The 24147-nt window shown below is 71.9% G+C and carries 23 protein-coding genes and 1 tRNA gene; 17 read left to right on the plus strand and 7 right to left on the minus strand.

What is annotated here, in order from left to right:
• Window positions 1–76: 76 nt before the first annotated feature.
• Complete coding sequence (gene speB, locus EKH77_RS11125) at window positions 77–1048, minus strand: agmatinase (protein ID WP_126914246.1); 972 nt, start codon at window positions 1046–1048, stop codon at window positions 77–79.
• A gap of 185 nt (window positions 1049–1233) precedes the next feature.
• Between speB and EKH77_RS11130 the strand changes: the two genes are divergently transcribed.
• Window positions 1234–2022, plus strand: coding sequence for a phosphatase (locus EKH77_RS11130; protein ID WP_126914247.1), 789 nt, complete (start codon window positions 1234–1236; stop codon window positions 2020–2022).
• Here the strand turns inward: EKH77_RS11130 and EKH77_RS11135 are convergent.
• Window positions 2019–2654, minus strand: coding sequence for a TetR/AcrR family transcriptional regulator (locus EKH77_RS11135; RefSeq protein WP_126914248.1), 636 nt, complete (start codon window positions 2652–2654; stop codon window positions 2019–2021). The two genes, EKH77_RS11130 and EKH77_RS11135, sit on opposite strands and share 4 nt — an antisense overlap.
• Window positions 2655–2784: 130 nt before the next feature.
• On the opposite strand from EKH77_RS11135, the gene EKH77_RS11140 reads away from it, so the two are divergent.
• Together EKH77_RS11140 and EKH77_RS11145 are read left to right on the plus strand one after the other, a co-directional pair.
• Window positions 2785–3492: a hypothetical protein gene (locus EKH77_RS11140; RefSeq protein ID WP_240667309.1), complete on the plus strand. Its 708-nt coding sequence runs from the start codon at window positions 2785–2787 to the stop codon at window positions 3490–3492.
• Window positions 3493–3552: 60 nt separating this feature from the next.
• Entirely contained in the window at window positions 3553–4986 is a 1434-nt protein-coding gene (locus EKH77_RS11145) for a serine hydrolase domain-containing protein (protein WP_126914250.1), read from the plus strand.
• A 44-nt stretch (window positions 4987–5030) separates the two neighbouring features.
• Here the strand turns inward: EKH77_RS11145 and EKH77_RS11150 are convergent, their stop codons facing one another.
• From EKH77_RS11150 to EKH77_RS11165, 4 genes are all read right to left on the minus strand, one after another.
• Window positions 5031–5273, minus strand: a complete 243-nt coding sequence (locus EKH77_RS11150; protein WP_126914251.1) for a hypothetical protein — start codon at window positions 5271–5273, stop codon at window positions 5031–5033.
• Between the two features lie 61 nt (window positions 5274–5334).
• Entirely contained in the window at window positions 5335–6240 is a 906-nt protein-coding gene (gene tesB, locus EKH77_RS11155) for an acyl-CoA thioesterase II (protein ID WP_126914252.1), read from the minus strand.
• Window positions 6241–6284: 44 nt separating this feature from the next.
• Window positions 6285–7442, minus strand: a complete 1158-nt coding sequence (locus EKH77_RS11160; RefSeq protein ID WP_126914253.1) for an acyl-CoA dehydrogenase family protein — start codon at window positions 7440–7442, stop codon at window positions 6285–6287.
• Window positions 7443–7568: 126 nt separating this feature from the next.
• Entirely contained in the window at window positions 7569–8189 is a 621-nt protein-coding gene (locus tag EKH77_RS11165) for an SACE_7040 family transcriptional regulator (protein WP_430980987.1), read from the minus strand.
• Window positions 8190–8278: 89 nt separating this feature from the next.
• On the opposite strand from EKH77_RS11165, the gene EKH77_RS11170 reads away from it, so the two are divergent.
• The 7 genes from EKH77_RS11170 (at window position 8279) to glmS (ending at window position 17397) form a co-directional block, all read left to right on the plus strand.
• Window positions 8279–9910, plus strand: coding sequence for a carboxyl transferase domain-containing protein (locus tag EKH77_RS11170; protein WP_126914254.1), 1632 nt, complete (start codon window positions 8279–8281; stop codon window positions 9908–9910).
• 8 nt (window positions 9911–9918) lie between these two features.
• Window positions 9919–12009 (plus strand): acetyl/propionyl/methylcrotonyl-CoA carboxylase subunit alpha, encoded by a 2091-nt coding sequence (locus tag EKH77_RS11175; RefSeq protein ID WP_126914255.1) that lies wholly within the window; start codon window positions 9919–9921, stop codon window positions 12007–12009.
• Complete coding sequence (locus EKH77_RS11180) at window positions 12006–12944, plus strand: hydroxymethylglutaryl-CoA lyase (protein WP_126914256.1); 939 nt, start codon at window positions 12006–12008, stop codon at window positions 12942–12944. Before EKH77_RS11175 ends, EKH77_RS11180 begins: the two co-directional genes overlap by 4 nt.
• A gap of 9 nt (window positions 12945–12953) precedes the next feature.
• Complete coding sequence (locus tag EKH77_RS11185; protein ID WP_126918007.1) at window positions 12954–14117, plus strand: acyl-CoA dehydrogenase family protein; 1164 nt, start codon at window positions 12954–12956, stop codon at window positions 14115–14117.
• 86 nt (window positions 14118–14203) lie between these two features.
• A complete protein-coding gene (locus tag EKH77_RS11190; RefSeq protein ID WP_126914257.1) occupies window positions 14204–15142 on the plus strand; it encodes a DUF4429 domain-containing protein in 939 nt (312 codons plus the stop codon).
• 86 nt (window positions 15143–15228) lie between these two features.
• The gene (locus EKH77_RS11195; protein ID WP_126914258.1) at window positions 15229–15504 is read left to right on the plus strand and encodes a hypothetical protein; all 276 of its coding nucleotides are present in this window, start codon (window positions 15229–15231) and stop codon (window positions 15502–15504) included.
• A 72-nt stretch (window positions 15505–15576) separates the two neighbouring features.
• Complete coding sequence (gene glmS, locus EKH77_RS11200; protein ID WP_126914259.1) at window positions 15577–17397, plus strand: glutamine--fructose-6-phosphate transaminase (isomerizing); 1821 nt, start codon at window positions 15577–15579, stop codon at window positions 17395–17397.
• A gap of 405 nt (window positions 17398–17802) precedes the next feature.
• Here glmS and EKH77_RS11205 read toward each other — a convergent pair whose 3' ends face one another.
• Complete coding sequence (locus EKH77_RS11205; RefSeq protein ID WP_126918008.1) at window positions 17803–18324, minus strand: universal stress protein; 522 nt, start codon at window positions 18322–18324, stop codon at window positions 17803–17805.
• Window positions 18325–18660: 336 nt separating this feature from the next.
• Here EKH77_RS11205 and EKH77_RS11210 point away from each other — a divergent pair, with 336 nt between their 5' ends.
• From EKH77_RS11210 to EKH77_RS11240, 7 genes are all read left to right on the plus strand, one after another.
• Complete coding sequence (locus EKH77_RS11210) at window positions 18661–18993, plus strand: hypothetical protein (protein WP_126914260.1); 333 nt, start codon at window positions 18661–18663, stop codon at window positions 18991–18993.
• A 367-nt stretch (window positions 18994–19360) separates the two neighbouring features.
• Window positions 19361–20698, plus strand: coding sequence for a helix-turn-helix domain-containing protein (locus EKH77_RS11215; RefSeq protein ID WP_126914261.1), 1338 nt, complete (start codon window positions 19361–19363; stop codon window positions 20696–20698).
• 5 nt (window positions 20699–20703) lie between these two features.
• Window positions 20704–21309, plus strand: coding sequence for an oligoribonuclease (gene orn / locus EKH77_RS11220; protein WP_126914262.1), 606 nt, complete (start codon window positions 20704–20706; stop codon window positions 21307–21309).
• Between the two features lie 107 nt (window positions 21310–21416).
• Window positions 21417–21489, plus strand: a tRNA-His gene (locus EKH77_RS11225).
• A gap of 148 nt (window positions 21490–21637) precedes the next feature.
• Window positions 21638–21844: a cold-shock protein gene (locus tag EKH77_RS11230; protein WP_126914263.1), complete on the plus strand. Its 207-nt coding sequence runs from the start codon at window positions 21638–21640 to the stop codon at window positions 21842–21844.
• A gap of 71 nt (window positions 21845–21915) precedes the next feature.
• On the plus strand, window positions 21916–23166 hold the full coding sequence (locus EKH77_RS11235; RefSeq protein WP_126918009.1) for an ABC transporter substrate-binding protein: 1251 nt from the start codon (window positions 21916–21918) through the stop codon (window positions 23164–23166).
• Window positions 23163–24140, plus strand: a complete 978-nt coding sequence (locus tag EKH77_RS11240) for a carbohydrate ABC transporter permease (protein ID WP_126914264.1) — start codon at window positions 23163–23165, stop codon at window positions 24138–24140. The genes EKH77_RS11235 and EKH77_RS11240 overlap by 4 nt, the downstream gene beginning before the upstream one ends.
• Window positions 24141–24147: the final 7 nt, after the last annotated feature.

Consider the following 24147-nt stretch of genomic DNA (forward strand, 5'->3'; position numbering starts at 1 on the left):
ACCCTTTCACCGTTTCTTGTCCTCGAACGCCGGACGGGCTGACAAAAAGTCAGCCCGTCCGGCGTTCGAGAACGGATCAGCCGCGGGCGGCGGCGATCTGCCGCGACATGATCGTCGTCAGCTCGTACGCCGCGTGCGACGCCGCGACCGAGGTGATCTCGGCGTGGTCGTAGGCCGGGGCGACCTCCACGAGGTCGGCGGAGACCAGGTTGCAGGAGGACAGCCCGCGGATGATCTCCAGCAGCTCGCGGGAGGTCAGGCCGCCCGCCTCCGGCGTGCCGGTGCCGGGCGCGTGGGCCGGGTCCAGGACGTCGATGTCGATGGAGATGTACAGCGGGCGGTCGCCGACGCGCTGGCGCAGCTGGTCGGCGATCTCGTCGACGCCGCGGCGCATGACGTCCGCCGAGGTGACGATGCCGAAGCCCATCTTCTCGTCGTCGGTCAGGTCCTTCTTGCCGTACAGCGGGCCGCGCGTGCCGACGTGGGAGAGCGCGGAGGTGTCGAGGATGCCCTCCTCGACGGCCCGGCGGAACGGCGTGCCGTGGGTGTACTCGGCGCCGAAGTAGGTGTCCCAGGTGTCCAGGTGGGCGTCGAAGTGCAGCAGGGCGACGGGGCCGTGCTTCTTGGCCACGGAGCGCAGCAGCGGCAGTGCGATGGTGTGGTCGCCGCCGAGGGTCATCATGCGGGCGCCGGTGCCCAGGAGGTCGTCGGCCGCGGCCTCGATGGTCTCGACGGCCTCATCGATGTTGAACGGGTTCGCGGCGATGTCACCGGCGTCCGCGACCTGCGCGAGGGCGAAGGGCGAGGCGTCCTGGGCCGGGTTGTACGGGCGCAGCAGGCGCGAGGCCTCGCGGATGGCGTTGCCGCCGAAGCGGGCGCCCGGCCGGTAGGAGACGCCGGTGTCGAAGGGCACGCCGACGACGGCGACGTCGGTGGTGCCGACCTCGTCGAGGCGGGGCAGCCGGGCGAAGGTGGCGGGGCCGGCGTAGCGCGGGATGCGGGAGGAGTCGACGGGTCCGCGCGGTTCACGGGGGGCGGGGGTGCTCATGCGGGGGGCCTCTCGGATCACGGACGGGGCGCCGACGGGTCACGTTCGCGTCAACGTCGGAGCGGACGGTCTGGACGTACCCGAGGGTAGGCAGGGAGGCGGATTCCGCACATGTACGGAACTGAAGGTCCGGCCTCTGCATATGGACACGGCGTCCATCGCGCATCCCGGGGGAGAATGAGCCCATGCCGATACCACCCAGCCCCGCCGAACTGATCGATCACCTCGTCCGTACGCGTATCGCGGGGAATGTCGCCACCCCCCGCGAGAACAACCTCGATCACTACCGCAGGCTCGCCCAGGGCGACCGGCACTACTGGTTCGGGCTGGAGTTCGGCGACCGCTGGACGGACGAGCAGGACGTGCTGGCGGTCATGGCGGAGCGCTGCGGCGTCAGCGACGACCTCGAGCACCGGGTGGGCCAGGACACGATCGACCCCCGGCTGACCGTGGCCGCGCTGGAGCGGATGGCCGCGTTCCTGCGGAAGGCGGCGGAGGGGCGGCAGCGGGTGCTGTTCGCCACCGGCCACCCGGGCGGGCTGCTGGACGTCCACCGCACGACGGCGGCCGCGCTGCGGGCGGCGGGCTGCGAGATCGTCTCCATCCCGAGCGGGCTGCGCGCGGACGAGGGCTCGGTGTACCAGGTCGCCGACGTGGCCGTCTTCGAGCGCGGGGCGACGCTCTGGCACACCCACTCCCCCGCGCCCATGGCCGCGATCCTGGACGGGCTGCGGCAGGCGGGCCGCCCGCTGCCGGACCTGGTCGTCGCCGACCACGGCTGGGCGGGCTGCGCGGCGGGGCAGGGCATCGACGCGGTGGGCTTCGCGGACTGCAACGACCCGGCGCTGTTCCTCGCCGAGGCGGAGGGCACGCTCCAGGTGGCGGTGCCGCTGGACGACCACGTCGCCGACCCGCGCTTCTACGAGCCGATGACGGCGTATCTGCTGGGTGCGGCGGGGCTGGGGCAGGGCTAGGCGCCGGCCGGCTCGATCAGCGTCGCGATCCCGGCGCAGAGCATCCGTACGCTCCGGAGGAACTTCTCCTCCTGGTCGTAGGCGGCCGCGGCGACCAGTGTCAGGGGGAAACGCTCGGGAAGGCCGGCGACGTCCTCCTCGGTGACGGGGAGGGCGGGCGGCTCGCTCTGTTCCTGGAGCACGTAGCCGGTGACATGGCTGAGCAGGGTGTCGGCGGCGACGATGAGGTGTTCGTCGGGCACACCGGCGTCGCTCAGGGTGCGCAGCAGCCGCTCCATCAGCGACAGCGCTCCGCCGCTGAGCATCTTCGGGCTGTCGGCGAACATGATCGCGCCGCCCGCGTGCCGCCGGATGCTCCGCCGCAGCGTCACGGCCTGGGCCTCGATCCCGGCCTGCCAGCCCGCCCCCTCGGGCAGCGCGGCCAGCGCGGCGCTGCCCGCGTCGTAGGCCTGCCGGGCGACCCGGTCGGCCATCAGCTGGAGCAGCGCGCTCTTGCTGGGCACGTGGTAGTAGAGGCTCCCGGCGTGGGCGCCGAGGCGCTCCGCCACCTGTCGCATGGACAACCCGTGATAGCCGGACTCGGCGAAGACGGCCATGCCCGCGTCGATGATCCGGTCTGCGGTCAGCTTCATGGGGATCACCCTAGCCGCAATTTTCAAACAGTGTTTGAAACTGGCCGTCTCCCCGGCTAATGTCGTGTCCAGCACAAGCATTCGGCACGTTCGAGGGGGGCTGGTGGCGATGGGCGCGATGCTGTTCAACGTGACCACTGCGGCACTGATGGTTCTGATGCTCAACGGAGGCCTGGCCCTCGTCGGGCAGGACACCGTGGGCCGGCGCCGGATCCCCTGGGCCGCGGTCGGCCTGACCGCGATCGCGCTCGCCGGAGTCGTGACACAGCTCTGCTGGTCGGGGGCGATGGACGCCTTCGACAGCGACCCGAGCAAGTCGGGCTGGTGGCGCGTGGTCACCTCCGTCTTCATGCAGAACGGCGGGTTCCTCGGCGGGGCGTGGAACATCGCCACCCTCGCCGTCATCGCCGCCCTCGCGGAGTGGTTCTGGGGCGGGCCCCTGATGGTGGGCCTGTTCGCCGCGGGCATCCTGCTGCCGGAGCACATCGACGCGCTCTTCGGCCAGACCGGCGGCAGCACCGATCCCCGGAACTTCGCGGGGAGTTCGGGAGCGACGTACTTCCTCGCCGCGACCCTGGCCGCCGCCCTCCTGCTGCGCGGCCGTGAGCGCAAGGACGTGCTCCTCGCGATCGCCGCGCCCGTGCTCGGCCTGGGCATGTGGCTCGCCCAGTCCAACGGGCACGGCATGGTGACGGTGTACGGCTTCGTCCTCGGCCTCCTGGTCCGCACCCTGGGCGGCCGTCTGATCCACCCCGACCGCGACCTCCGGCGGCCCCCGCGGACGACCATGGCCGCGCTGGCCGGGTTCGCCGGCAGGCGGCCGCGGCAGGCCGACTAGTCACGGACGACCATTCACGTGCCCTGTCACATCACTTGACCACCACTGGGGGAAAGCCGCATGTCCGAGAACGCGCACCTTGAAGTGCCGAAGCCCTTCGACACCGCCCGCTGGCAGGCCCGGCTCGACGAGCTCCTGGCCGCCCACCACGTCCCCGGCGCCGCCCTGGCCGTACTCGCCGACGGCGAGATCCACGAGCTGGCGAGCGGCATCCTCCACACCGGGACCGGCGTCGAGACGACCACGGACTCGGTCTTCCAGATCGGCTCGGTCAGCAAGGGCTACACCGCCGCGCTCGCGGTGCTGCTCGCCGACACCGGAAAGCTCGACCTGGACGCGCCCGTCGTGGACGTCCTGCCGGACTTCGCCGTCGCCGACGCGGAGGCGTCCCGTACGGTCACACCGCGCCAGCTGCTCAACCACACCAGCGGCATCGAGGGCGACCACGTCAACGACACGGGCCGCGGCGACGACTGCCTGGCCCGCTATGTCGAAAGCGCGCGGAACGTCGGCATGACCAACCCGCCGGGCGCCACCATGTCGTACTCCAGCACCGGCTACAACGTCCTCGGCCGGATCGTCGAGGTCGTCACCGGCAAGACCTGGGACGAGGCGCTCAAGGAGCTGCTTCTCGACCCGCTCGGGCTCGACCACACCATGACCCTTCCCGAGGAAGTGCTGCGCTTCCGCGCGGCGATGGGGCACATGGGCGAGCCCGGCGAGGTCCCGGTCCCCACCCCGCTGTGGAACATGCTGCCCCGCTCCGCCGGTCCCTACGGCGGGATCAGCGCCACCGCCGCCGACGTGGTGCGGTTCGCCCGGCTGTTCGTCGACGGCGGCACGGCACCGGACGGGACGCGGGTGCTCTCGTCCGCCGCCGTGGAGGCCATGCTGAACCGCGAGGTCGCGATGCCCGACGAGTGGTTCCTCGGCGCCCACTGGGGCCTGGGCTGGGGGCTGTTCGAGTGGGACGGCGCGCGCGGCTTCGGCCATGACGGCAGCACGTTCGGGCAGCTCGCCTATCTGCGCGCCATCCCCGAGAAGGGCCTCGCCGTGGCCCTCCTGACCAACGGCGGCAGCGCCGCGCCCAAGGTCTACGAGACGCTCTGCCGCGAACTGACCGCCGAACTCGCCGGGATCTCCATGCCGGCGTTCGGGCCGCCCGAGGAGCCTCCGGCGGTGGACACGGTCCCGTTCACCGGCACGTACAAGCGCGAGGGTTTCCTCATGACCATCGCGGACCGCCCCTCCGGCGAAGGCGCCCCCGGTGAAGGCGTCCTCCGGCTGACGTACGAGGGCGCCGACGGCTTGGCGGGCACCTTCGACCCCCTCGTCTGGAATCTGACGCCGGTCTCGGACACCCCGGCGCGGACGGTCTTCGCCGGCCGCCGCAACGAGAAGGACGGCTGGATCCCGGTGGTCTTCTACGCGCTGGCCGACGGCAGCCGCTACGTCCACTTCGGCGTACGCGCCACGGCGAGGTCCACGGCCTGACGGCCGAAGCCCACGGCCTGACGGCGGGCGCGGACCGGCGCGGACTAGGTCCGGGGCCGGGGCCCGCCGTTCCAGCCGCGGACGACCAGCCAGGAGCCGCCGTAGAGCACGGCGGCCTCCGCGGCCCGCAGGGCGAGCCCCGCCATCAGCCGGTACGCGCCGGTGCGGTCGACGATGTGGGTGTGCCAGACGAACAGCAGCACCGCGCCGACACCGATGACGAGGACGCCCACGGCCATCAGGAGCGCCCGTACGACCTTGGGCATGGGTGTGTTCGTGCGCGGCATGAGGTCCCCCGGTGGATCGCTCGCGGATCGGTCTCACGAGGGTAAAGGGCGGGTCATCCGCCTATCGACCGCGCGGGACGCGTATCAGCCCCTCCTGAATCACCGATACCGCCAGCCGCCCGTCCGCGGTGAAGATCCGCCCCCTCGCCAGGCCCCGGCCGCCCTGGGAGGTGGGGCTCTCCTGGTCGTAGAGCAGCCACTCGTCGGCGCGGAAGGGGCGGTGGAACCACATGGCGTGGTCGAGGCTCGCGCCGACGACGTCGCCGATGGCCCAGCCGCCGCGCCCGTGGGCGAGCAGCACCGAGTCCAGGAGCGTCATGTCGGAGACGTACGTGGCCAGGCAGATGTGCAGCAGCGGGTCGTCCGCCAGTTTGCCGTTCGTCCGGAACCAAACCTGCGACTTGGGCTCACGCGGCTCGCCCACGCGGGCGAACGTCGGCTCCTCCGCGTAGCGCAGATCGACCGCCCCGCGCGCCTCCAGGATGCGCTCGACGACGTCCTGGCCGCCCAGGTGACGGGCGTAGTGCGGCAGCATCTCGGCGGCCGTGGGGAGGGTCAGCGGGTCCGGTGCCGACGGCATCGGCTCCTGGTGCTCCAGGCCCTCCTCGTGCGTCTGGAAGGACGCGGAGAGGTGGAAGATCGGCTGCCCGTGCTGGACGGCGACGACGCGGCGGGTGGTGAAGGAGTAGCCGTCGCGGATGCGGTCGACCGTGTAGACGATGGGCACCGCCGGGTCGCCGGGGCGCAGGAAGTAGGAGTGCAGGGAGTGCGCGTGCCGGTCGGCCGGGACGGTGCGTCCGGCGGCGACCAGCGCCTGCGCGGCGACCTGGCCGCCGAAGACGCGCGGCACGAGGACTGGCTGGGAGGTGGTGCCGCGGAAGATGTCCTCCTCGATCCGCTCGAGGTCGAGCAGGCCGAGGAGTTCGTCGAGGGGGGTGGGGGGCTCGGTGGTGAGGGGTTCGTTCATGTGCCGGTGGTCCTTAACGGGTGTCCGTGCTGTCGCGGCGGGCCCTACAGGCCCATCGACTTGGCGATGATCGAGCGCATGACCTCGCTCGTGCCGCCGTAGATGCGGGTGACGCGGGTGTCCGCGTACAGGCGGGCGATGGGGTACTCCATCATGTAGCCGTAACCGCCGTGGAGCTGCAGGCACTTGTCGACGACGACGGCCGCCCGCTCGGTGGTGAAGAGCTTGGCCGAGGCGGCGTCGGCGGCGGTCAGCTCGCCCGCGTCGTGCGCCTCCAGGGCCCGGTCCACGACCGCCTGCATCGCGTCCACCTCGGAGCGGCAGTCGGCCAGGACGAACTTGGTGTTCTGGAACGAGGCCACCGACCGCCCGAAGACCGTGCGGTCGCGGACGTACTCCGTGGCGAACCCGACGGCGGCGGCCGCCTGGGCGTACGCGCCGACGGCGATGCCGAGCCGCTCCTGCGGGAGGTTGTGGGTGAGGTAGCCGAAGGCCGCGCCCTCCTCGCCGAGGAGGTCCGTGACGGGCACCTTGACGTCGGTGAAGGAGAGTTCGGCGGTGTCGGAGACCTTCAGGCCGAGCTTCTCCAGCGTGCGGCCGACGGCGTAGCCCTCCGAGGAGGTGTCCACGACGAGGAGGGAGATGCCGCCGCGCCGGTCCTCGGCGGTGGCCGGGGCCGTACGGGCGCAGACGAGCACCCGGTCGGCCTGGACGCCACCGGTGATGAAGGTCTTGGCGCCGTTGAGGACGTAGTGGGTGCCGTCCTCGGAGAGCCGGGCGGTGGTCCGCATCCCCGCCAGGTCGGAGCCGGTACCGGGTTCGGTCATGGCGATGGCGGTCATCAGCTCGCCGGAGACGAAGCCGGGCAGCCAGCGCCGCTTCTGCTCCTCGGTGCCGTACGTGAGGAGGTAGGGCAGGCAGAGGGCGGTGTGGGCGCCGGCGGCGCCGAAGCTGACGCCCGCACGCGCGCACTCCTCGGTGACGACGGCCTGGAACTTGAACGAGCGCTGGCCCGCGCCGCCGTACTCCTCGGGGACCTCGATGCCGAAGACGCCGAGCTCGCCGAGCCTCTTGTAGAACGCGCGGGGGACGGCTCCCGCGGCGCGCCACTCGTCGTAATGCGGCACCACCTCGGCGGCGATGACGTCGCGGATCGTCCGCCGGAACGCCTCGTGGTCCTCGGTGAAGACAGTGCGTCGCACAGCGGCCTCCCCGCTCGGGCTGTGGCAGCGCTCGCCGTGGCGGCGCTCGCTGTATAAGCGTTGCTGTATAAGCGCTTGCTCAGCGGAAGCTACCGGCCGGTCACCAAGGCTGTCCAGATGTGCTCGTCAGCCCGCCAGGGAGCCGAGCGCGCCGAGCGCCAGGCGGCGCAGCAGCGCGGCCATGGCCGTGCGGGCGGGGAGTGCGCCGGGGCGGCCGAGGTGGGGGGTGGAGTTGAGCAGGCCGAAGACAGCGTGGACGGCGGCCCGGACCTCGACCTCCAGGGTGCCGGGGTGGAGCCGGCGGACGACGTCGACCCACAGCTCCACGTACTGGCGCTGGAGCGAGCGCACCAGCTTGCGGTCGCTGTCGCGGAGCTGGCCGAGCTCCCGGTCGTGGAGGATGATCAGCGCCCGGTCGTCCAGGGCGAAGTCGATGTGGCCGTCGATGAGCGAGTCCAGCACCTCGGCGGGGGCCGCGCCCGCCTCGGCGGCCTCGGCGACGCGCCGCCGGCCGCCCGTGAGGAGCCGCCCGCTGATGCCCACCAGCAGCTCGGCGAGCATCGCGTCCTTGCCGGCGAAGTGGCGGTAGAGCCCGGGGCCGCTGATGCCGACCGCCGCCCCTATCTCGTCCACGCCGACGCCGTGGAAGCCGCGCTCGGCGAAGAGCCGGGCGGCCTCCCGCAGGATCTGCTCGCGGCGGGAGAGGGGGGCCGGGGCCTGCCGGTGGGTGCTCACAGCGTCTTTCACGAAGGTAATTCTAGACAGCGGGCGTTAATGGTCGTTAACCTGAAGGCACTGTGTTAACGCTCATTAACCGAGCAAGGGAGCTCGAGTCCATGCAGCAGGCACCGGTGCTGGGGAGCGCCGCCGATCCGGCGTCCGACGCCTGGCGGGCCAACGAGGCCGCCCATCGCGAGCTGACGGCGGAGTTGCGCGGCAGGCTCGCCACCGCGCGGCTGGGCGGCGGCGAGAAGGCCCGCGCGCGGCACACCGCGCGCGGGAAGCTGCTGCCGCGCGACCGCGTCGACGCCCTGCTCGACCCCGGCTCGCCCTTCCTCGAGATCGCCCCGCTGGCCGCCGAGGGGATGTACGGCGGGGCCGCCCCGGCCGCGGGCGTGATCGCGGGCATCGGCCGGGTCTCCGGCCGCGAGACGGTGATCGTCGCCAATGACGCCACGGTCAAGGGCGGCACGTACTACCCGATGACCGTCAAGAAGCATCTGCGCGCCCAGGAGATCGCCCTGGAGAACAGGCTCCCGTGCCTGTATCTGGTCGACTCCGGCGGCGCCTTCCTGCCCATGCAGGACGAGGTCTTCCCCGACCGCGAGCACTTCGGCCGGATCTTCTACAACCAGGCGCGGATGTCCGGCGCCGGCATCCCGCAGATCGCGGCGGTCCTCGGCTCCTGCACGGCCGGCGGCGCCTACGTCCCGGCGATGAGCGACGAGGCCGTGATCGTGCGCGGCCAGGGCACGATCTTCCTGGGCGGCCCGCCGCTGGTGAAGGCCGCGACGGGCGAGGTCGTCACCGCCGAGGAGCTGGGCGGCGGCGAGGTCCACTCGAAGGTCTCGGGCGTCACCGACCACCTCGCCGAGAACGACGAGCACGCCCTGCGCATCGTCCGCACGATCGTCTCGACGCTCCCCGAGCGCGGCGCGCCGCCGTGGCCGGTGGAGCCCGTCGAGGAGCCCAAGGCCGACCCGGCGGGCCTCTACGGCGCGGTCCCTGTGGACTCCCGCACCCCGTACGACGTCCGCGAGGTCATCGCCCGGATCGTCGACGGCTCGCGCTTCGCCGAGTTCAAGGCGGAGTTCGGGCAGACGCTGGTGACGGGCTTCGCCCGGATCCACGGCCACCCGGTGGGCATCGTCGCCAACAACGGCATCCTCTTCTCCGAATCCGCCCAGAAGGGCGCCCACTTCATCGAGCTGTGCGACCAGCGCGGCATTCCGCTGCTCTTCCTCCAGAACATCTCCGGCTTCATGGTGGGCCGGCAGTACGAGGCGGGCGGCATCGCCAAGCACGGCGCCAAGATGGTCACGGCCGTCGCCTGCACCCGCGTCCCGAAGCTCACGGTCGTCATAGGCGGCTCGTACGGCGCGGGCAACTACTCCATGTGCGGCCGGGCGTACTCCCCCCGCTTCCTGTGGATGTGGCCCAACGCGAAGATCTCGGTGATGGGCGGCGAGCAGGCGGCGTCCGTGCTCGCCACGGTCAAGCGCGACCAGCTGGAGGCGCGCGGCGAGGAGTGGAGCGCGGAGGACGAGGAGTCCTTCCGGGCGCCGGTCCGCGAGCAGTACGACACCCAGGGCAACGCCTACTACGCGACCGCCCGGCTGTGGGACGACGGAGTCATCGACCCCCTGGAGACCCGGCAGGTGCTGGGCCTGGCCCTGACCGCCTGTGCCAACGCCCCGCTTCCCGCCAGGGACGGCGCGGCGCCCGGCTACGGCGTCTTCCGGATGTGAGGCGGAGCATGTTCGAGACAGTCCTTGTCGCCAACCGGGGCGAGATCGCCGTACGCGTCATCCGTACGCTGCGCGCGCTCGGCATCCGGTCCGTCGCCGTCTTCAGCGACGCCGACGCCGACGCCCGGCACGTCCGCGAGGCCGACACCGCCGTGCGCATCGGCCCGGCGGCCGCCACGGAGAGCTATCTGTCCGTGGAGCGCCTGCTGGACGCCGCCGCCCGCACCGGCGCGCAGGCCGTCCACCCCGGCTACGGCTTCCTCGCGGAGAACGCCGCCTTCGCCCGCGCCTGCGCGGACGCGGGGCTCGTCTTCATCGGCCCGCCCGCCGGGGCGATCGAGCTGATGGGCGACAAGATCCGGGCGAAGGAGACGGTCCGGGCGGCGGGCGTGCCCGTCGTGCCGGGCTCGACGGGCAGCGGCCTGACGGACGCCGAACTGGCCGACGCGGCCCACGAGATCGGGATGCCGGTCCTGCTGAAGCCGTCCGCGGGCGGCGGCGGCAAGGGCATGCGGCTGGTGCGCGACGCGGCTCTGCTCGGCGAGGAGATCGCCGCCGCGCGGCGCGAGGCACGCGGGTCCTTCGGCGACGACACCCTGCTCGTGGAGCGCTGGATCGACCGCCCCCGGCACATCGAGATCCAGGTGCTGGCCGACGGCCACGGCGGCGTCGTCCACCTGGGCGAGCGCGAGTGCTCCCTCCAGCGCCGCCACCAGAAGATCATCGAGGAGGCCCCCAGCGTCCTGCTGGACGAGGCCACGCGCGCCGCGATGGGCGAGGCCGCCGCGCAGGCCGCGCGCTCCTGCGGCTACACGGGCGCCGGGACGGTCGAGTTCATCGTCCCGGGCGGTGACCCGTCCTCGTACTACTTCATGGAGATGAACACCCGCCTCCAGGTCGAGCACCCGGTCACGGAGCTGATCACCGGGCTGGACCTGGTGGAGTGGCAGATCCGGGTCGCGGCCGGCGAGCGGCTGGGCTTCGTCCAGGAGGACGTGACGCTCACTGGGCACGCGGTGGAGGCGCGCGTCTGCGCCGAGACCGCCCGGGTGAGCGGCGACCGCGTCGACTTCCTGCCCTCGGCGGGCACGGTCCTGGCCCTGAGCGAGCCGTCGGGCGAGGGGATCCGGGTGGACTCCGGGCTCGTGGCGGGCGTGGAGGTCGGCACGTCGTACGACCCGATGCTCGCGAAGATCGTCGCCCACGGCCCGGACCGGGCCACGGCCCTCCGCCGCCTGCGGGCCGCCCTCGCGGAGACGGTCGTCCTGGGCGTGGACACGAACGTGGGCTTCCTGCGGCGGCTGCTGGCGCACCCTTCCGTCGTCTCGGGCGACCTCGACACGGGGCTCGTCGACCGGGACGCGGCGACGCTCGTCCCGGCGGAGGTGCCGGAGGAGGTGTACGTGGCGGGCGGGTTGCTGGCGCAGGCGGAGTTGATCCCCGATCCCGCCCCTTCCCGAAACGGGGGGCAGGCCCCCCGGCCCCCGGCCGGGTGGGTGGACCCCTTCTCGGTCCCGAGCGCCTGGCGCCTCGGCGGCGAAGCCGCCTGGACGGCCCACCACTTCCGCGCCCCGGGCCACGCCCCGGTGACGGTCCGCGTGCGCGACACCGCAGCGGGCACGGAATTCCTGCTGAGCGACGAGGCCGCGACTCCCCGCAGCGCGAGGCTGCTGCCCTCCCGGAGGCCCGGGGAACAGGCCACCGTCGAGCTCGACGGCACCACCCGCGCCCTCGCCCTCGCCCACACCGCCGACGGCGGAACGTGGCTCGCCCACCAGGGCGACACCTGGCACCTCGTGCCGTACGACCCCGTCCTCGCCGCACTCACCGGCGGCGCCGCCGGGGACCACGCCGGCACGCTCACCGCCCCCATGCCCGGCACGGTCACCGTCGTCAAGGCGGCCGTGGGGGACGAGGTCGAGGCCGGTCAGAGCCTCCTCGTCGTCGAGGCGATGAAGATGGAACACGTCATCGCCGCCCCCCACGCCGGCACCGTCACCGAGCTCGACGTGACGCCCGGCAGCACCGTGGCGATGGACCAGGTCCTGGCCGTCGTCACCCCGGTCGTCACCCCGGCCGCGCCCGTGGAGGAGTCATGATCGACGGACTGCCCATGGCCTTCCCCGACCCCGCCCTCCCCACCCGGGTGCGGATCCACGAGGTCGGCGCCCGCGACGGACTGCAGAACGAGAAGACGATCGTCCCGACCGAGGTCAAGGCGGAGTTCATCCGCCGGCTGGCCGCCGCCGGCCTGGACACCGTCGAGGCGACGAGCTTCGTCCACCCCAAGTGGGTGCCCCAGCTCGCCGACGCCGAGGAGCTGCTGCCGCTGCTCGACGGCGTCCCCGCCCGGCTCCCCGTGCTGGTGCCCAACCGGCGCGGGCTCGACCGCGCCCTCGCCCTCGGCGCCCGGGAGATCGCCGTCTTCGGCAGCGCCACCGAGTCCTTCGCCCGGGCCAATCTCAACCGCTCCGTCGACGAGTCGCTGGAGATGTTCGCCCCCGTCGTGGCGACGGCCCGGGAGGCGGGACTGCGGGTGCGCGGCTATCTCTCCATGTGCTTCGGCGACCCCTGGGAGGGGGCCGTCCCCCTGGAGCGGACGGTCCGCGTCAGCCGCCGCCTCCTCGACCTGGGCTGTGACGAGCTGAGCCTCGGCGACACCATCGGCGTCGCCACGCCCGGCCATGTCACGGCGCTGCTCACCGCTCTCCACGAGGCGGGCGTGCCGGTCGACCGGCTCGCCGTGCACTTCCACGACACCTACGGGCAGGCGCTCGCCAACACCCTCGCCGCCCTCCGCTGCGGCGTGACCACGGTCGACGCCTCCGCCGGCGGGCTCGGCGGCTGCCCGTACGCCAAGAGCGCCACCGGAAATCTCGCCACCGAAGACCTCGTGTGGATGCTCGACGGCCTCGGCATCGCCACCGGGGTCGATCTCGGCCGTCTCACCGCCACCAGCGTCTGGATGGCCGGCCACCTGGGCCGACCCAGCCCGTCCCGCACCGTCCGTGCCCTCTCCCACCAGGAGCCCTGAGCCATGTCGCTGGACCACCGCCTCTCCCCCGAGCACGAGGAACTCCGCCGCACCGTCGAGGAGTTCGCCCACGAGGTCGTCGCCCCGAAGATCGGCGACTTCTACGAGCGCCATGAGTTCCCGTACGAGATCGTGCGGGAGATGGGCCGCATGGGCCTGTTCGGGCTGCCGTTCCCCGAGGAGTACGGCGGCATGGGCGGGGACTATCTGGCCCTCGGGCTGGTCCTGGAGGAGCTCGCCCGGGTGGACTCCTCCGTGGCGATCACCCTGGAGGCCGGGGTCTCGCTGGGCGCGATGCCCATCTTCCGCTTCGGCACCGAGGAGCAGAAGCGCGAGTGGCTGCCGAAGCTCTGCTCCGGCGAGATGCTGGGCGCCTTCGGCCTGACGGAGCCCGACGGCGGCTCCGACGCCGGGGCCACCCGCACTACGGCCCGTCTCGACGAGACGACCGACGAATGGGTGATCAACGGCACCAAGTGCTTCATCACCAACTCCGGCACCGACATCACCGGCCTGGTCACCGTCACCGCCGTCACCGGCCACGCCGAGAACGGCAAGCCGCTGATCTCCTCGATCATCGTGCCGTCCGGCACCCCCGGCTTCACCGTCGCCGCCCCCTACTCCAAGGTCGGCTGGAACGCCTCGGACACCCGGGAGCTGTCCTTCTCCGACGTCCGGGTGCCCGCCGCCAACCTGCTGGGCGAACAGGGCCGCGGCTACGCCCAGTTCCTGCGGATACTGGACGAGGGCCGGATCGCGATCTCCGCGCTGGCCACCGGGCTAGCCCAGGGCTGCGTCGACGAGTCCGTCGTATACGCCCGCACCCGGGAGGCCTTCGGCCGGCCGATCGGCGCCAACCAGGCCATCCAGTTCAAGATCGCCGACATGGAGATGCGGGCCCACACGGCCCGGATCGCCTGGCGCGACGCCGCGTCCCGGCTGGTCCACGGCGAGCCGTTCAAGAAGGAGGCGGCGCTGGCCAAGCTCTACTCCTCCGAGATCGCGGTCACCAACGCCCGCGAGGCCACCCAGATCCACGGCGGCTACGGCTTCATGAACGAGTACCCCGTGGCCCGGATGTGGCGGGACTCCAAGATCCTGGAGATCGGCGAGGGCACCAGCGAGGTGCAGCGGATGCTCATCGCCCGCGAGCTGGGCCTGCCCAGCGCCTGACGCCCGCCCCCGGCGCCCGGCGCCCGCCCCTGTCACGCCCCCGCTCCCCGCCCCGCGCCCCCGGCCCACCTGCGAGAATTCCGTCCATGGCAGAGATCCTCCAGAAGGACGGGACATGGACCTTCGACGGCGACACGATACGCATCGTGCCGGGCCGGGAGCGGGGAGTGCATCCGCTGCGCCAGACCCTGGGTGAGCTCGCCGTTCCGCTGGGCGCGGTGGCGGGCGTCGCCTTCGAGCCGGCCCGCAAGGGCGGGCGGCTCCGGCTGCGGCTGCGCGACGGGTCCGACCCGCTGACCCAGGCCGCCCGCGGCCGGCTTCCGGAGGCGGCGGATCCGTACCAGCTCGCGGTCGAGCAGGACCGTACGGGCGTCGCGGAGTACTTCGTGGACGAGGTGCGCCACGCCCTGCTGCTGGAGCAGCTGCCGGACGGCCCCACGGACCGCTATCTGCTGCCGGGGCCGGCCGTGCCGCTGTCGGTGAGCGCCGGGGACGGCACCGCCTCCTTCGACGGCGAGCGGGTCCGCCTGGAGTGGAACTGGACCACCGCCGAGGGAAAGAAGTCCGCGGGGACGCGCGTCCTGCCCGTCACCGACATCGCCACGGTGGAGTGGCAGCCCTCCGCCGGCCTGGAGAACGGCTACCTCCGCTTCACCGTCCCCCAGGCGCCCACGAACGCGCCGCCCAAGCACGACCCGCACGCCATCGAGCTCTTCGGCTTCAAGAAGGACCCGCTGATGGCGCTGGTGGCCGCCGCCGTGACCGCCCGGCTGCCGCATCCCTCCGCCGCCGGAGCCGCGCGGTCCGCCGTCGCGTCGCCGGGCGCACCGGCCCTCGGCTTCTCGAAGGCCCTGGAGGGCGCGCCCCCGGCAGCGCCCGCCGCCCCGGAGCGGGGCGAGCCCGCCCCCGACGATCACGACGTCCTGCTGCGCCGGCTGCGCGAGCTGGGTGAGCTGCGTCACGCGGGAATCCTCACGGACGAGGAGTTCGCCGCAGCGAAACAGGCCGTCCTGCGTCGTTTCTGACCTTTTTCCCGCTCCACACCCCACCCTCCTGCCCGAAATCGGGCAGGATTCTTGCGAAACGCTCGCCTTGCCCTCACTATCGACGGGTGCTCGAACGCCGCATGTCCCATGACGACCTGGTCGACCACCTGGTGCGCAGCACGCCGCTACAGCGCGGCGAGGCCGCCCGGGTGGTGCTGGACGTGCTGGCGTACTTCGACGAGACGGCCGAGGTATTCGTGCGCCGCCGCCACCGCGAGCTCCAGTCCGGCGGACTGAACAACGCGGAGATCTTCGAGCGCATCGCGGCGGAGCTGCCGCACCGCGCGGTGGCGCCACCCGAGCTCTCACTGCGGCAGCTGCGCCGCATCGTCTACGGCTGAGCCGCCGGGACGCCACCGAGTGCCGCCGTAGAACCGGGCACCACGAACGCTTTACCCCTGGGAGGGTCACCTATGTGTGGAATCGTCGGATACATCGGCAAGCGTGATGTCGCGCCGCTGCTGCTCGAGGGTCTCCAGCGCCTGGAGTACCGGGGCTACGACTCCGCCGGCATCGCCCTGCACGCCGGCGGCAAGACCGGCGGCCTGAAGTCCGCCAAGGCCAAGGGCCGCGTCCGCGAGCTCGAGTCCCGGCTGCCCAAGCGCTTCAACGGCACCACCGGCATCGCCCACACCCGCTGGGCCACCCACGGCGCGCCGAACGACGTCAACGCCCACCCCCACCTCGACGCCGAGGAGAAGGTGGCCGTCGTCCACAACGGCATCATCGACAACGCCGCCGAGCTGCGCACCCGCCTGACCGCCGACGGCTTCACCTTCGTGTCCGACACCGACACCGAGGTCCTCGCCCACCTCATCGCCCGTTCCGAGGCCGGCACGCTGGAGGAGAAGGTCCGCGAGGCCGTCAAGCACATCGAGGGCACGTACGGCATCGCCGTCCTCCACGCCGACTTCCCGGACCGCATCGTCGTCGCCCGCAACGGCTCCCCCGTGGTCCTGGGCATAGGCGAGAAGGAGATGTTCGTCTCCTCCGACGTCGCCGCGCTGGTCGCCCACACCCGCCAGGTCGTCACCCTCGACGACGGCGAGATGGCCACCCTCAAGGCGGACGACTACCGCACGTACACCACCGAGGGCTCCCGCACCTCCGCCCAGCCGACCACCGTCGAGTGGGAGGCCGAGTCGTACGACATGGGCGGCCACGACACGTACATGCACAAGGAGATCCACGAGCAGGCCGACGCCGTGGACCGCGCGCTGCGCGGCCGCATCGACGACCGCTTCTCCACCGTGCACCTCGGCGGCCTCAACCTGGACGCCCGTGACGCCCGCGCCGTGCGCCGGGTGAAGATCCTCGGCTGTGGCACCTCGTACCACGCCGGCCAGATCGGCGCCCAGATGATCGAGGAGCTGGCCCGCATCCCCGCGGACGCCGAGCCGGCCTCCGAGTTCCGCTACCGCAACCCGGTCGTCGACCCCGACACCCTCTACATCGCGGTGTCCCAGTCCGGTGAGACCTACGACGTGCTCGCCGCCGTCCAGGAGCTCAAGCGCAAGGGCGCCCGCGTCCTGGGCCTGGTCAACGTGGTCGGCTCGGCGATCGCCCGCGAGACCGACGGTGGCATCTACGTCCACGCCGGCCCCGAGGTCTGCGTCGTCTCCACCAAGTGCTTCACCAACATGGTGGTCTCCTTCGGCCTCCTCGCCCTCCACCTGGGCCGCACCCGCGACCTGTCCGTCGCCGACGGCAAGCGGATCATCGAGGGCCTGCGCAAGCTGCCCGGCCAGATCGAGGAGATCCTCGCCAACGAGGCGCAGATCGAGGAGCTGGCCAAGGAGTACGCCGAGGCCAAGTCGATGATGTTCATCGGCCGTGTCCGCGGCTACCCGGTGGCCCGCGAGGCCTCGCTGAAGCTCAAGGAGGTCTCGTACATCCACGCCGAGGCCTACCCGGCCTCCGAGCTGAAGCACGGCCCGCTGGCCCTGATCGAGCCCGCCATGCCGACCGTCGCGATCGTGCCGGACGACGAGCTGCTGGAGAAGAACCGCGCCGCGCTCGAGGAGATCAAGGCCCGCAGCGGCCGCATCCTCGCCGTCGCCCACCGGGAGCAGGAGAAGGCCGACCACACGATCGTCGTGCCGAAGAACGAGGACGAGCTGGACGCCATCCTCATGGGCATCCCGCTCCAGCTCTTCGCGTACTACACGGCGAAGGCCATGGGCCGCGACATCGACAAGCCGCGCAACCTGGCGAAGTCCGTCACCGTCGAGTAGTCCGGCCCCGGGCCCGCCCGGCCGCTTCGGCCGCGGGCCCCACGAGACCTCTCGGACCTGTCCGCACCTGTCCGCGACAGGTACGAGAGAACGGCCCTCCCCACGCGTGCCACCACGCGCGCGGGGAGGGCCGCCTCCTTTCGCGCCGGCGTCGCCCTCACACCGGCGGTGATGCCACCGGCCCCGGGAACCGTCACCTCCCGTCCGGCGGCACGCCCTGGGACGTACTGCCGGAGTTGTACCCATGCGGGATGCCGTCGGCACCTCTACGCGCGAGTAGATTCCGGGGGAAGTCAAGGGATCGGCGGGACTGTTTCCCTACGGCTTCCCTACGGCGCGAGGTGATTGACGTTCCGCCAGGTTCCGTCGCCCACGTGGGCGCTCAAGGAGCACCCACGGGATCACCTACGGGATGACGACGACCGGCCGCTGCGCCCGGCGCGCCAGCCGGCCCGCCACGGAACCGAAGATCCGGCCGACCAGACCGTGAGTGGAGCCCACCACGATGGCGTCGGCGGCATACTCGCGCCCGACTTCTTCGAGTTCGTGACAGATGTCCCCGCCGCGCTCCACCAGGATCCAGGGGACCTCGGAGAGATGGTCGGCGCAGGCCAGCTCCAGGCCCAGGACCTCGGTGCGGTGATCGGGGACGTCCACGAAGACCGGCGGCTCGCAGCCCGCCCAGACGGTCGTCGGCAGCCGGTTGGCCACATGGACGATGATCAGTCCCGAGCCCGAGCGCCGGGCCATACCGATTGCATACGCAAGCGCTCGCTCGCTCGACATGGAACCGTCGAAGCCCACCACGACGCCGTGCCGGAACGCCGGATCGCAGGAATGACGTGTTTCTTCCGCCGCTTCGGGATTCGCCGCCTGATCGGCGATCCGCTTGCGGTCCGCGGGTTCGGAGAATTCGTGACCGGCCATCGGTGTCTCGGCGAAGGAAGCCTCTGGTCGAGGGATCGGCGGTGGACTGGTTGGAGTTGTCGAGGGGCGCGCCCACTGATGGATCTTGGACGGCCAAATCCGTCCGGGATTCATCTTTTCAAGTGCTTACCCCCCAGGGTACGGCGACAGTCGCTGCCTGCCCAGAGGCCGCCCGCCGGGCCGGCGGCCCCGTGGGCGGTTCCCCGGAGCATGCACGAGCGCGGCGCGTAGCGCAATGGCCCGGGCTCACACCCCCTGCTACCCACTCCCCAGTGACCCACGCCCCCGACCGGCCGTTGTTAGTACCGCCAGCAGCCGCCAGCAGGGAGCCGTTCCGTGCCCGGAACCCATGATTTCGCCCGCGAGGAGACGCCCGAGGGCCCGTCCCCCGATCCGGTGAGCGATGTGGTCCGCTGGGCGGCCTTCAGCTGTGCCCTGGTCCCGGTCGTCCTGCTGATGTGCGGTCAGTCCTTCGGCGGCGCGGCCGGTACGGCCGCCGGTCTGGTGGCACTCACCTGCGTCTGCCACGCACTCCTGCGCCAGTCCGAGCGCACCGCCGCCAAGGTGTCCGCGGAGCAGGCGTCCCCGCACCGGGGCCGGCACGGCCGGACGGGCGCGGGGAGCCATCGCGGAGCCCGCCGCCAGGGGTCCGGTAGCCCCGCCGACTGACCTCCTCGCACGCCTGCGCCCATATGTTTTCAGCCAACTTGGGTCCGAACTTCACACCTCGGCCTGAACCCCTCCCATCAGCCGGTCGACCAGCAAGGAAAGAACCGCTGAGGGCGGTTGCCGACTGAGGAGTGTGGGCAGGGGCGAGAGGCGTACTTTTCACCGGAGCCTGCAAGTGCAACGCTTCGTGATCGAACGCTTCACGCCAAGTTGTCATGTCGATTTAGAGGCGGGTGGTGAACTGGTCACCGCGTCTCCAAGCGACGCAGTAGATTCGATCTTGGCCATGACCGGCGGGGGAACCGTTCAGGACCGAGGGGAAACGTGCAGGACCGAGAGGACTCGACCGCCGAGGGGGCTTAGCGCCATGAGCCAGGACTCCACGACCGTACCGGAGACCGCGCGCAAGCTCTCCGGACGCCGCCGCCGGGAGATCGTCGCCGTGCTGCTTTTCAGCGGCGGCCCCATCTTCGAAAGCTCCATCCCGCTTTCCGTGTTCGGCATCGACCGGCAGGACGCGGGAGTCCCCCGCTACCGATTGCTGGTGTGCGCGGGCGAAGATGTGCCATTGCGAACGACCGGCGGCCTGGAATTGACCGCACCGTACGGCCTGGAGGCACTCTCCAGGGCCGGGACCGTCGTCGTACCGGCCTGGCGGTCGATCACCCAACCGCCGCCCGCCGCCGCGCTCGACGCGCTCCGCCGTGCCCATGAGGAGGGCGCCCGCATCGTCGGGCTGTGCACCGGGGCCTTCGTACTGGCCGCCGCGGGCCTGCTCGACGGCAGGCCCGCCACCACCCACTGGATGTACGCGCCCACGCTCGCGAAGCGCTATCCGTCGGTCCATGTGGACCCCCGGGAGCTCTTCGTGGACGACGGCGACGTACTGACGTCCGCGGGCACCGCGGCGGGCATCGATCTGTGCCTGCACATCGTCCGCACCGACCACGGCGCCGACGCCGCGGGGGCCCTGGCCCGCCGGCTCGTCGTGCCGCCCCGCCGCGCCGGCGGGCAGGAGCGCTACCTCGACAGGTCTTTACCCGAGGAGATCGGCGCCGACCCGCTGGCCGAGGTCGTCGCCTGGGCGCTGGAGCACCTCCACGAGCAGTTCGACGTGGAGACCCTGGCCGCCCGCGCGTACATGAGCCGTCGCACCTTCGACCGGCGGTTCCGCTCGCTCACCGGGAGCGCCCCGCTGCAGTGGCTGATCACTCAGCGGGTGCTCCAGGCCCAGCGGCTCCTGGAGACCTCGGACTACTCCGTGGACGAGGTCGCCGGACGCTGCGGCTTCCGCTCGCCCGTGGCCCTGCGCGGCCACTTCCGCCGGCAGCTGGGGTCCTCCCCCGCCGCCTACCGGGCCGCCTACCGGGCGCGCCGGCCGCAGGGCGGTCCGGTGGACCGGTCGGAGCGGGGCGAGCGGCCGGAGCGCGCGGAGCGCGGCGACCGGTTCGACCGGCCGGATCCGCTGGATCCCCGGCCGGGGGAGCCGTCGCTGATGGCGATGCGCCGTGCGGCGATGCCCGCCCACGCGATGACGGGCGCGCCCCTGGGCGCTCCCCCGCCACCGGGTGGACACAGCGGACATATCTCTCACTCGCCGGGGCATGGCGGCGGGCACGGGCTGGGTCCGGGAGATCCGGGGAAGCCGGATACGGACCTCTACGCTCCGCGCCTGCCCGGACAGCGGGAACGCCCCGTAGGGTGAGACGTATGAACGATCGCATGGTGTGGATCGACTGCGAGATGACCGGGCTCTCGCTGTCGTCCGACGCGCTCATCGAGGTGGCCGCCCTGGTCACCGACTCTGAGCTGAACATCCTCGGGGACGGCGTGGACATCGTCATCCGCCCGCCCGCCGAGGCCCTCGCCACCATGCCCGAGGTCGTGCGCGAGATGCACACGGCCTCCGGGCTGCTGGCGGAGCTGGACGGCGGGACCACGCTCGAGGACGCCGAGCGGCAGGTCCTCGCGTACATCCGCGAGCACGTCCCGGAGCCGGGCAAGGCCCCGCTGTGCGGAAACTCGGTCGGCACCGACCGCGGTTTCCTGCTGCGGGACATGCCCGCGCTCGAGGGCCATCTGCACTACCGGATCGTGGACGTGTCCTCGGTGAAGGAGCTGGCCCGCCGCTGGTTCCCGCGCGCCTACTTCGGCAGCCCCAAGAAGAACGGCAACCACCGGGCGCTGTCGGACATCCGCGAGTCGATCGCCGAGCTCCGCTACTACCGCGAGGCGATCTTCGTCCCCCAGCCCGGACCGGACTCCGACACGGCGAAGGCCATCGCGGCCAAGCACGTCCTGTCCGCTCAGGCATAGTGACGTAGCTCGCTCCCGGCACGGCGAAAGCTGGGAGCGAGCACCCCTCAAGACCCTGTAGACTTCTTCTCGGCCGGTGGGAAACACGGAAACAAACGCCGGACGTGGTGGGTATAGCTCAGCTGGTAGAGCACCTGGTTGTGGTCCAGGATGTCGCGGGTTCGAGTCCCGTTACTCACCCTGATCGGGAAGAGCCCGGTCCGCTTCAAGCGGACCGGGCTCTTTTCGTTTTGTAGTCCTCAGGGGTGACGCAGGGGGCGGTCGGGGGACTTCTGCCCTCCATCCGGGCAAAGCTGAGATGCCGGTACCGGACGAAGGGTCATGACCGATGGCAACAGGCACAGTGAAGTGGTTCAACGCCGAAAAGGGATTCGGCTTCATCTCACAGGACGACGGAGGCCCGGACGTGTTCGTCCACTTCTCCGCCGTCCAGGGAACTGGCTTCAAGGAACTCCACGAGGGTGACAAGGTCGAGTACGACGTCACCCAGGGACAGAAGGGGCCGCAGGCGGAGAACGTCACCGTCATCCAGTGACCGCCTGGTCGAGCGGGCCCTACCGACGCCGCGCCCTGCTGTTCGTGGTCGCCGCCGCCCTGGTCCTCGGCATGAGCCTGCTCGACGGCTGTGCCAAGGACGGAGACGACGGGGACAGCAGGGGCGCCCGGCGCACCACGATCACCGTCGGCACCTTCGGTGTCTTCGGCTACAAGCAGGCCGGCCTCTACACGGAGTACGAACGGCTCCACCCGGGCGTCACGATCAAGGAATCCGTGATCGACCGGAACGAGGCCTACTACCCCCAGCTCCTCACCCACCTCGCGGCGGGCAGCGGCCTCGCCGACATCCAGGCCATGGAGGTGGCCAACGTCCATGAGCTGGCCACCGCCCGGGGCGACCTCTTCGAGGACCTCTCCCGCGCCAAGGGTGTCCACCGGGGCGACTGGCTCTCCTGGAAGTGGGCGCAGGCCACCACCCCCGACGGCCGGACCATCGGCCTCGGCACGGACATCGGGCCGATCGCCGTCTGTTACCGGAAGGATCTCTTCCAGCGGGCGGGGCTCCCCACGGACCGGGAGGCGGTCGGCAGGCTGTGGGCCGGGGACTGGCGGCGCTATCTGGAGGCCGGCCGGGCCTACCGGCGCCGGGCCCCGGCGGGCACGGTCTTCACCGACTCGGCGGCCGGCCTCTACAACGCCGCCGTGCACGGCTACCCCGAGCGCTACTACGACCGCGAGGGCCGTCCCCGCTACCGGAACGGCCCCGCCGTCCGCGCCTCCTGGGACCTGGCGACGCGGGCCGCCCGGGACGGGCTGACGGCCCGGCTCAAACAGTTCGAGAAGCCCTGGGACCAGGCGTACGCCAACGGCCGCTTCGCCACCGTCGCCTGCCCGCCCTGGATGCTCGGCTACATCAAGGAGAAGTCGGGCCCGGCGGGCCGGGGCCAGTGGGACGTGGCCGCCGCGCCCCGTCCGGCCAACTGGGGCGGCTCCTTCATCGGCGTGCCCAGGGCCGCCCGGCACCGGGCCGCCGCGATCGAGCTCGCCGTCTGGCTGACGGCCCCCGCCCAGCAGGCCAAGCTGTTCGAACGGCAGGCGGGCATCCCCTCCACCCCGGCCTCTTACGCCATGCCGGAGGTCAGGGACGCCCGCAACCCCTACTTCGGCGACGCGCCCATCGGAAGGATCTTCACGGAGGCCGCCCGGCACGTCCCGACGCTGTTCTTCGGGCCGCGCGAGCAGCAGATCGGGCTCGCGTTCACCGAGGTCGGCATCCCCCAGGTCGAACAGCAGGGCAGATCGCCCCGGGACGGCTGGCGGGCGGCACAGCGGGAGATCGAGAACGCGGTGGACGAATGACCGCGACGACCCCCGTCGTCGAGGGCGCGGCCACCGCCCCCGGGTCCCGGCCGCGCGGCCGGGACCGCCCGCGCGGCCGCCTCCACCGCTGGGACCTCCGCTACAGCCCCTACGCGTTCGTCGCCCCGTTCTTCCTCTCCTTCGCCGCGTTCGGCCTCTTCCCCCTCCTCTACACCGGGTGGACCTCGCTGCACCGCGTCGAGCTGACCTCCCCCGAACACATGGAGTGGGCGGGCCTCCACAATTACGCCCGGCTGCTCGGCAACGACTTCTTCTGGAACGCGCTGCGCAACACCTTCACCATCGGTGTCCTGTCGACCGTGCCGCAGCTGCTGATGGCGCTGGGCCTGGCGCACCTCCTCCACTACCGGCTGCGCGCCGCCACCTTCTGGCGGGTCGCGCTGCTGACCCCGTACGCCACCTCCGTCGCCGCCGCCACGCTCGTCTTCGTCGTCCTCTACGGGCGGGACTACGGGATGGTGAACTGGGCGCTGGAGGCGGCGGGCGTCGGCCCGGTCGACTGGCAGAACGGCACCTGGAGCTCGCGGTGCGCGGTCTCCTCGATCGTGATCTGGCGGTGGACGGGCTACAACGCGCTGATCTACCTGGCCGCCATGCAGGCCGTGCCGGACGAGCTCTACGAGTCGGCGGCACTCGACGGCGCCTCGCGGGCGCGGCAGTTCCTCCACATCACCGTGCCGGCGCTGCGGCCGACGATCCTCTTCACCGTCGTCGTCTCCACCATCGGGGCGACCCAGCTCTTCGGCGAGCCCCTGCTGTTCGGCGGGGCGGGCGGCCAGAAGGGCGGCGCCTCGCACCAGTTCCAGACCCTGGGGCTCTACCTCTACGAGCAGGGCTGGTTCAACTACCACCTCGGGCGCGCCTCGGCCGTCGCCTGGACGATGTTCCTGCTCCTGCTGCTGATCGCCGCCGTGAACGCGCTCCTCGCGCGGTGGCTGGGGAAGGACCGGTGAGAGGGCG

This window comes from Streptomyces luteoverticillatus (genome assembly GCF_003970715.1).
Taxonomy (GTDB): Bacteria; Actinomycetota; Actinomycetes; order Streptomycetales; family Streptomycetaceae; genus Streptomyces; species Streptomyces abikoensis.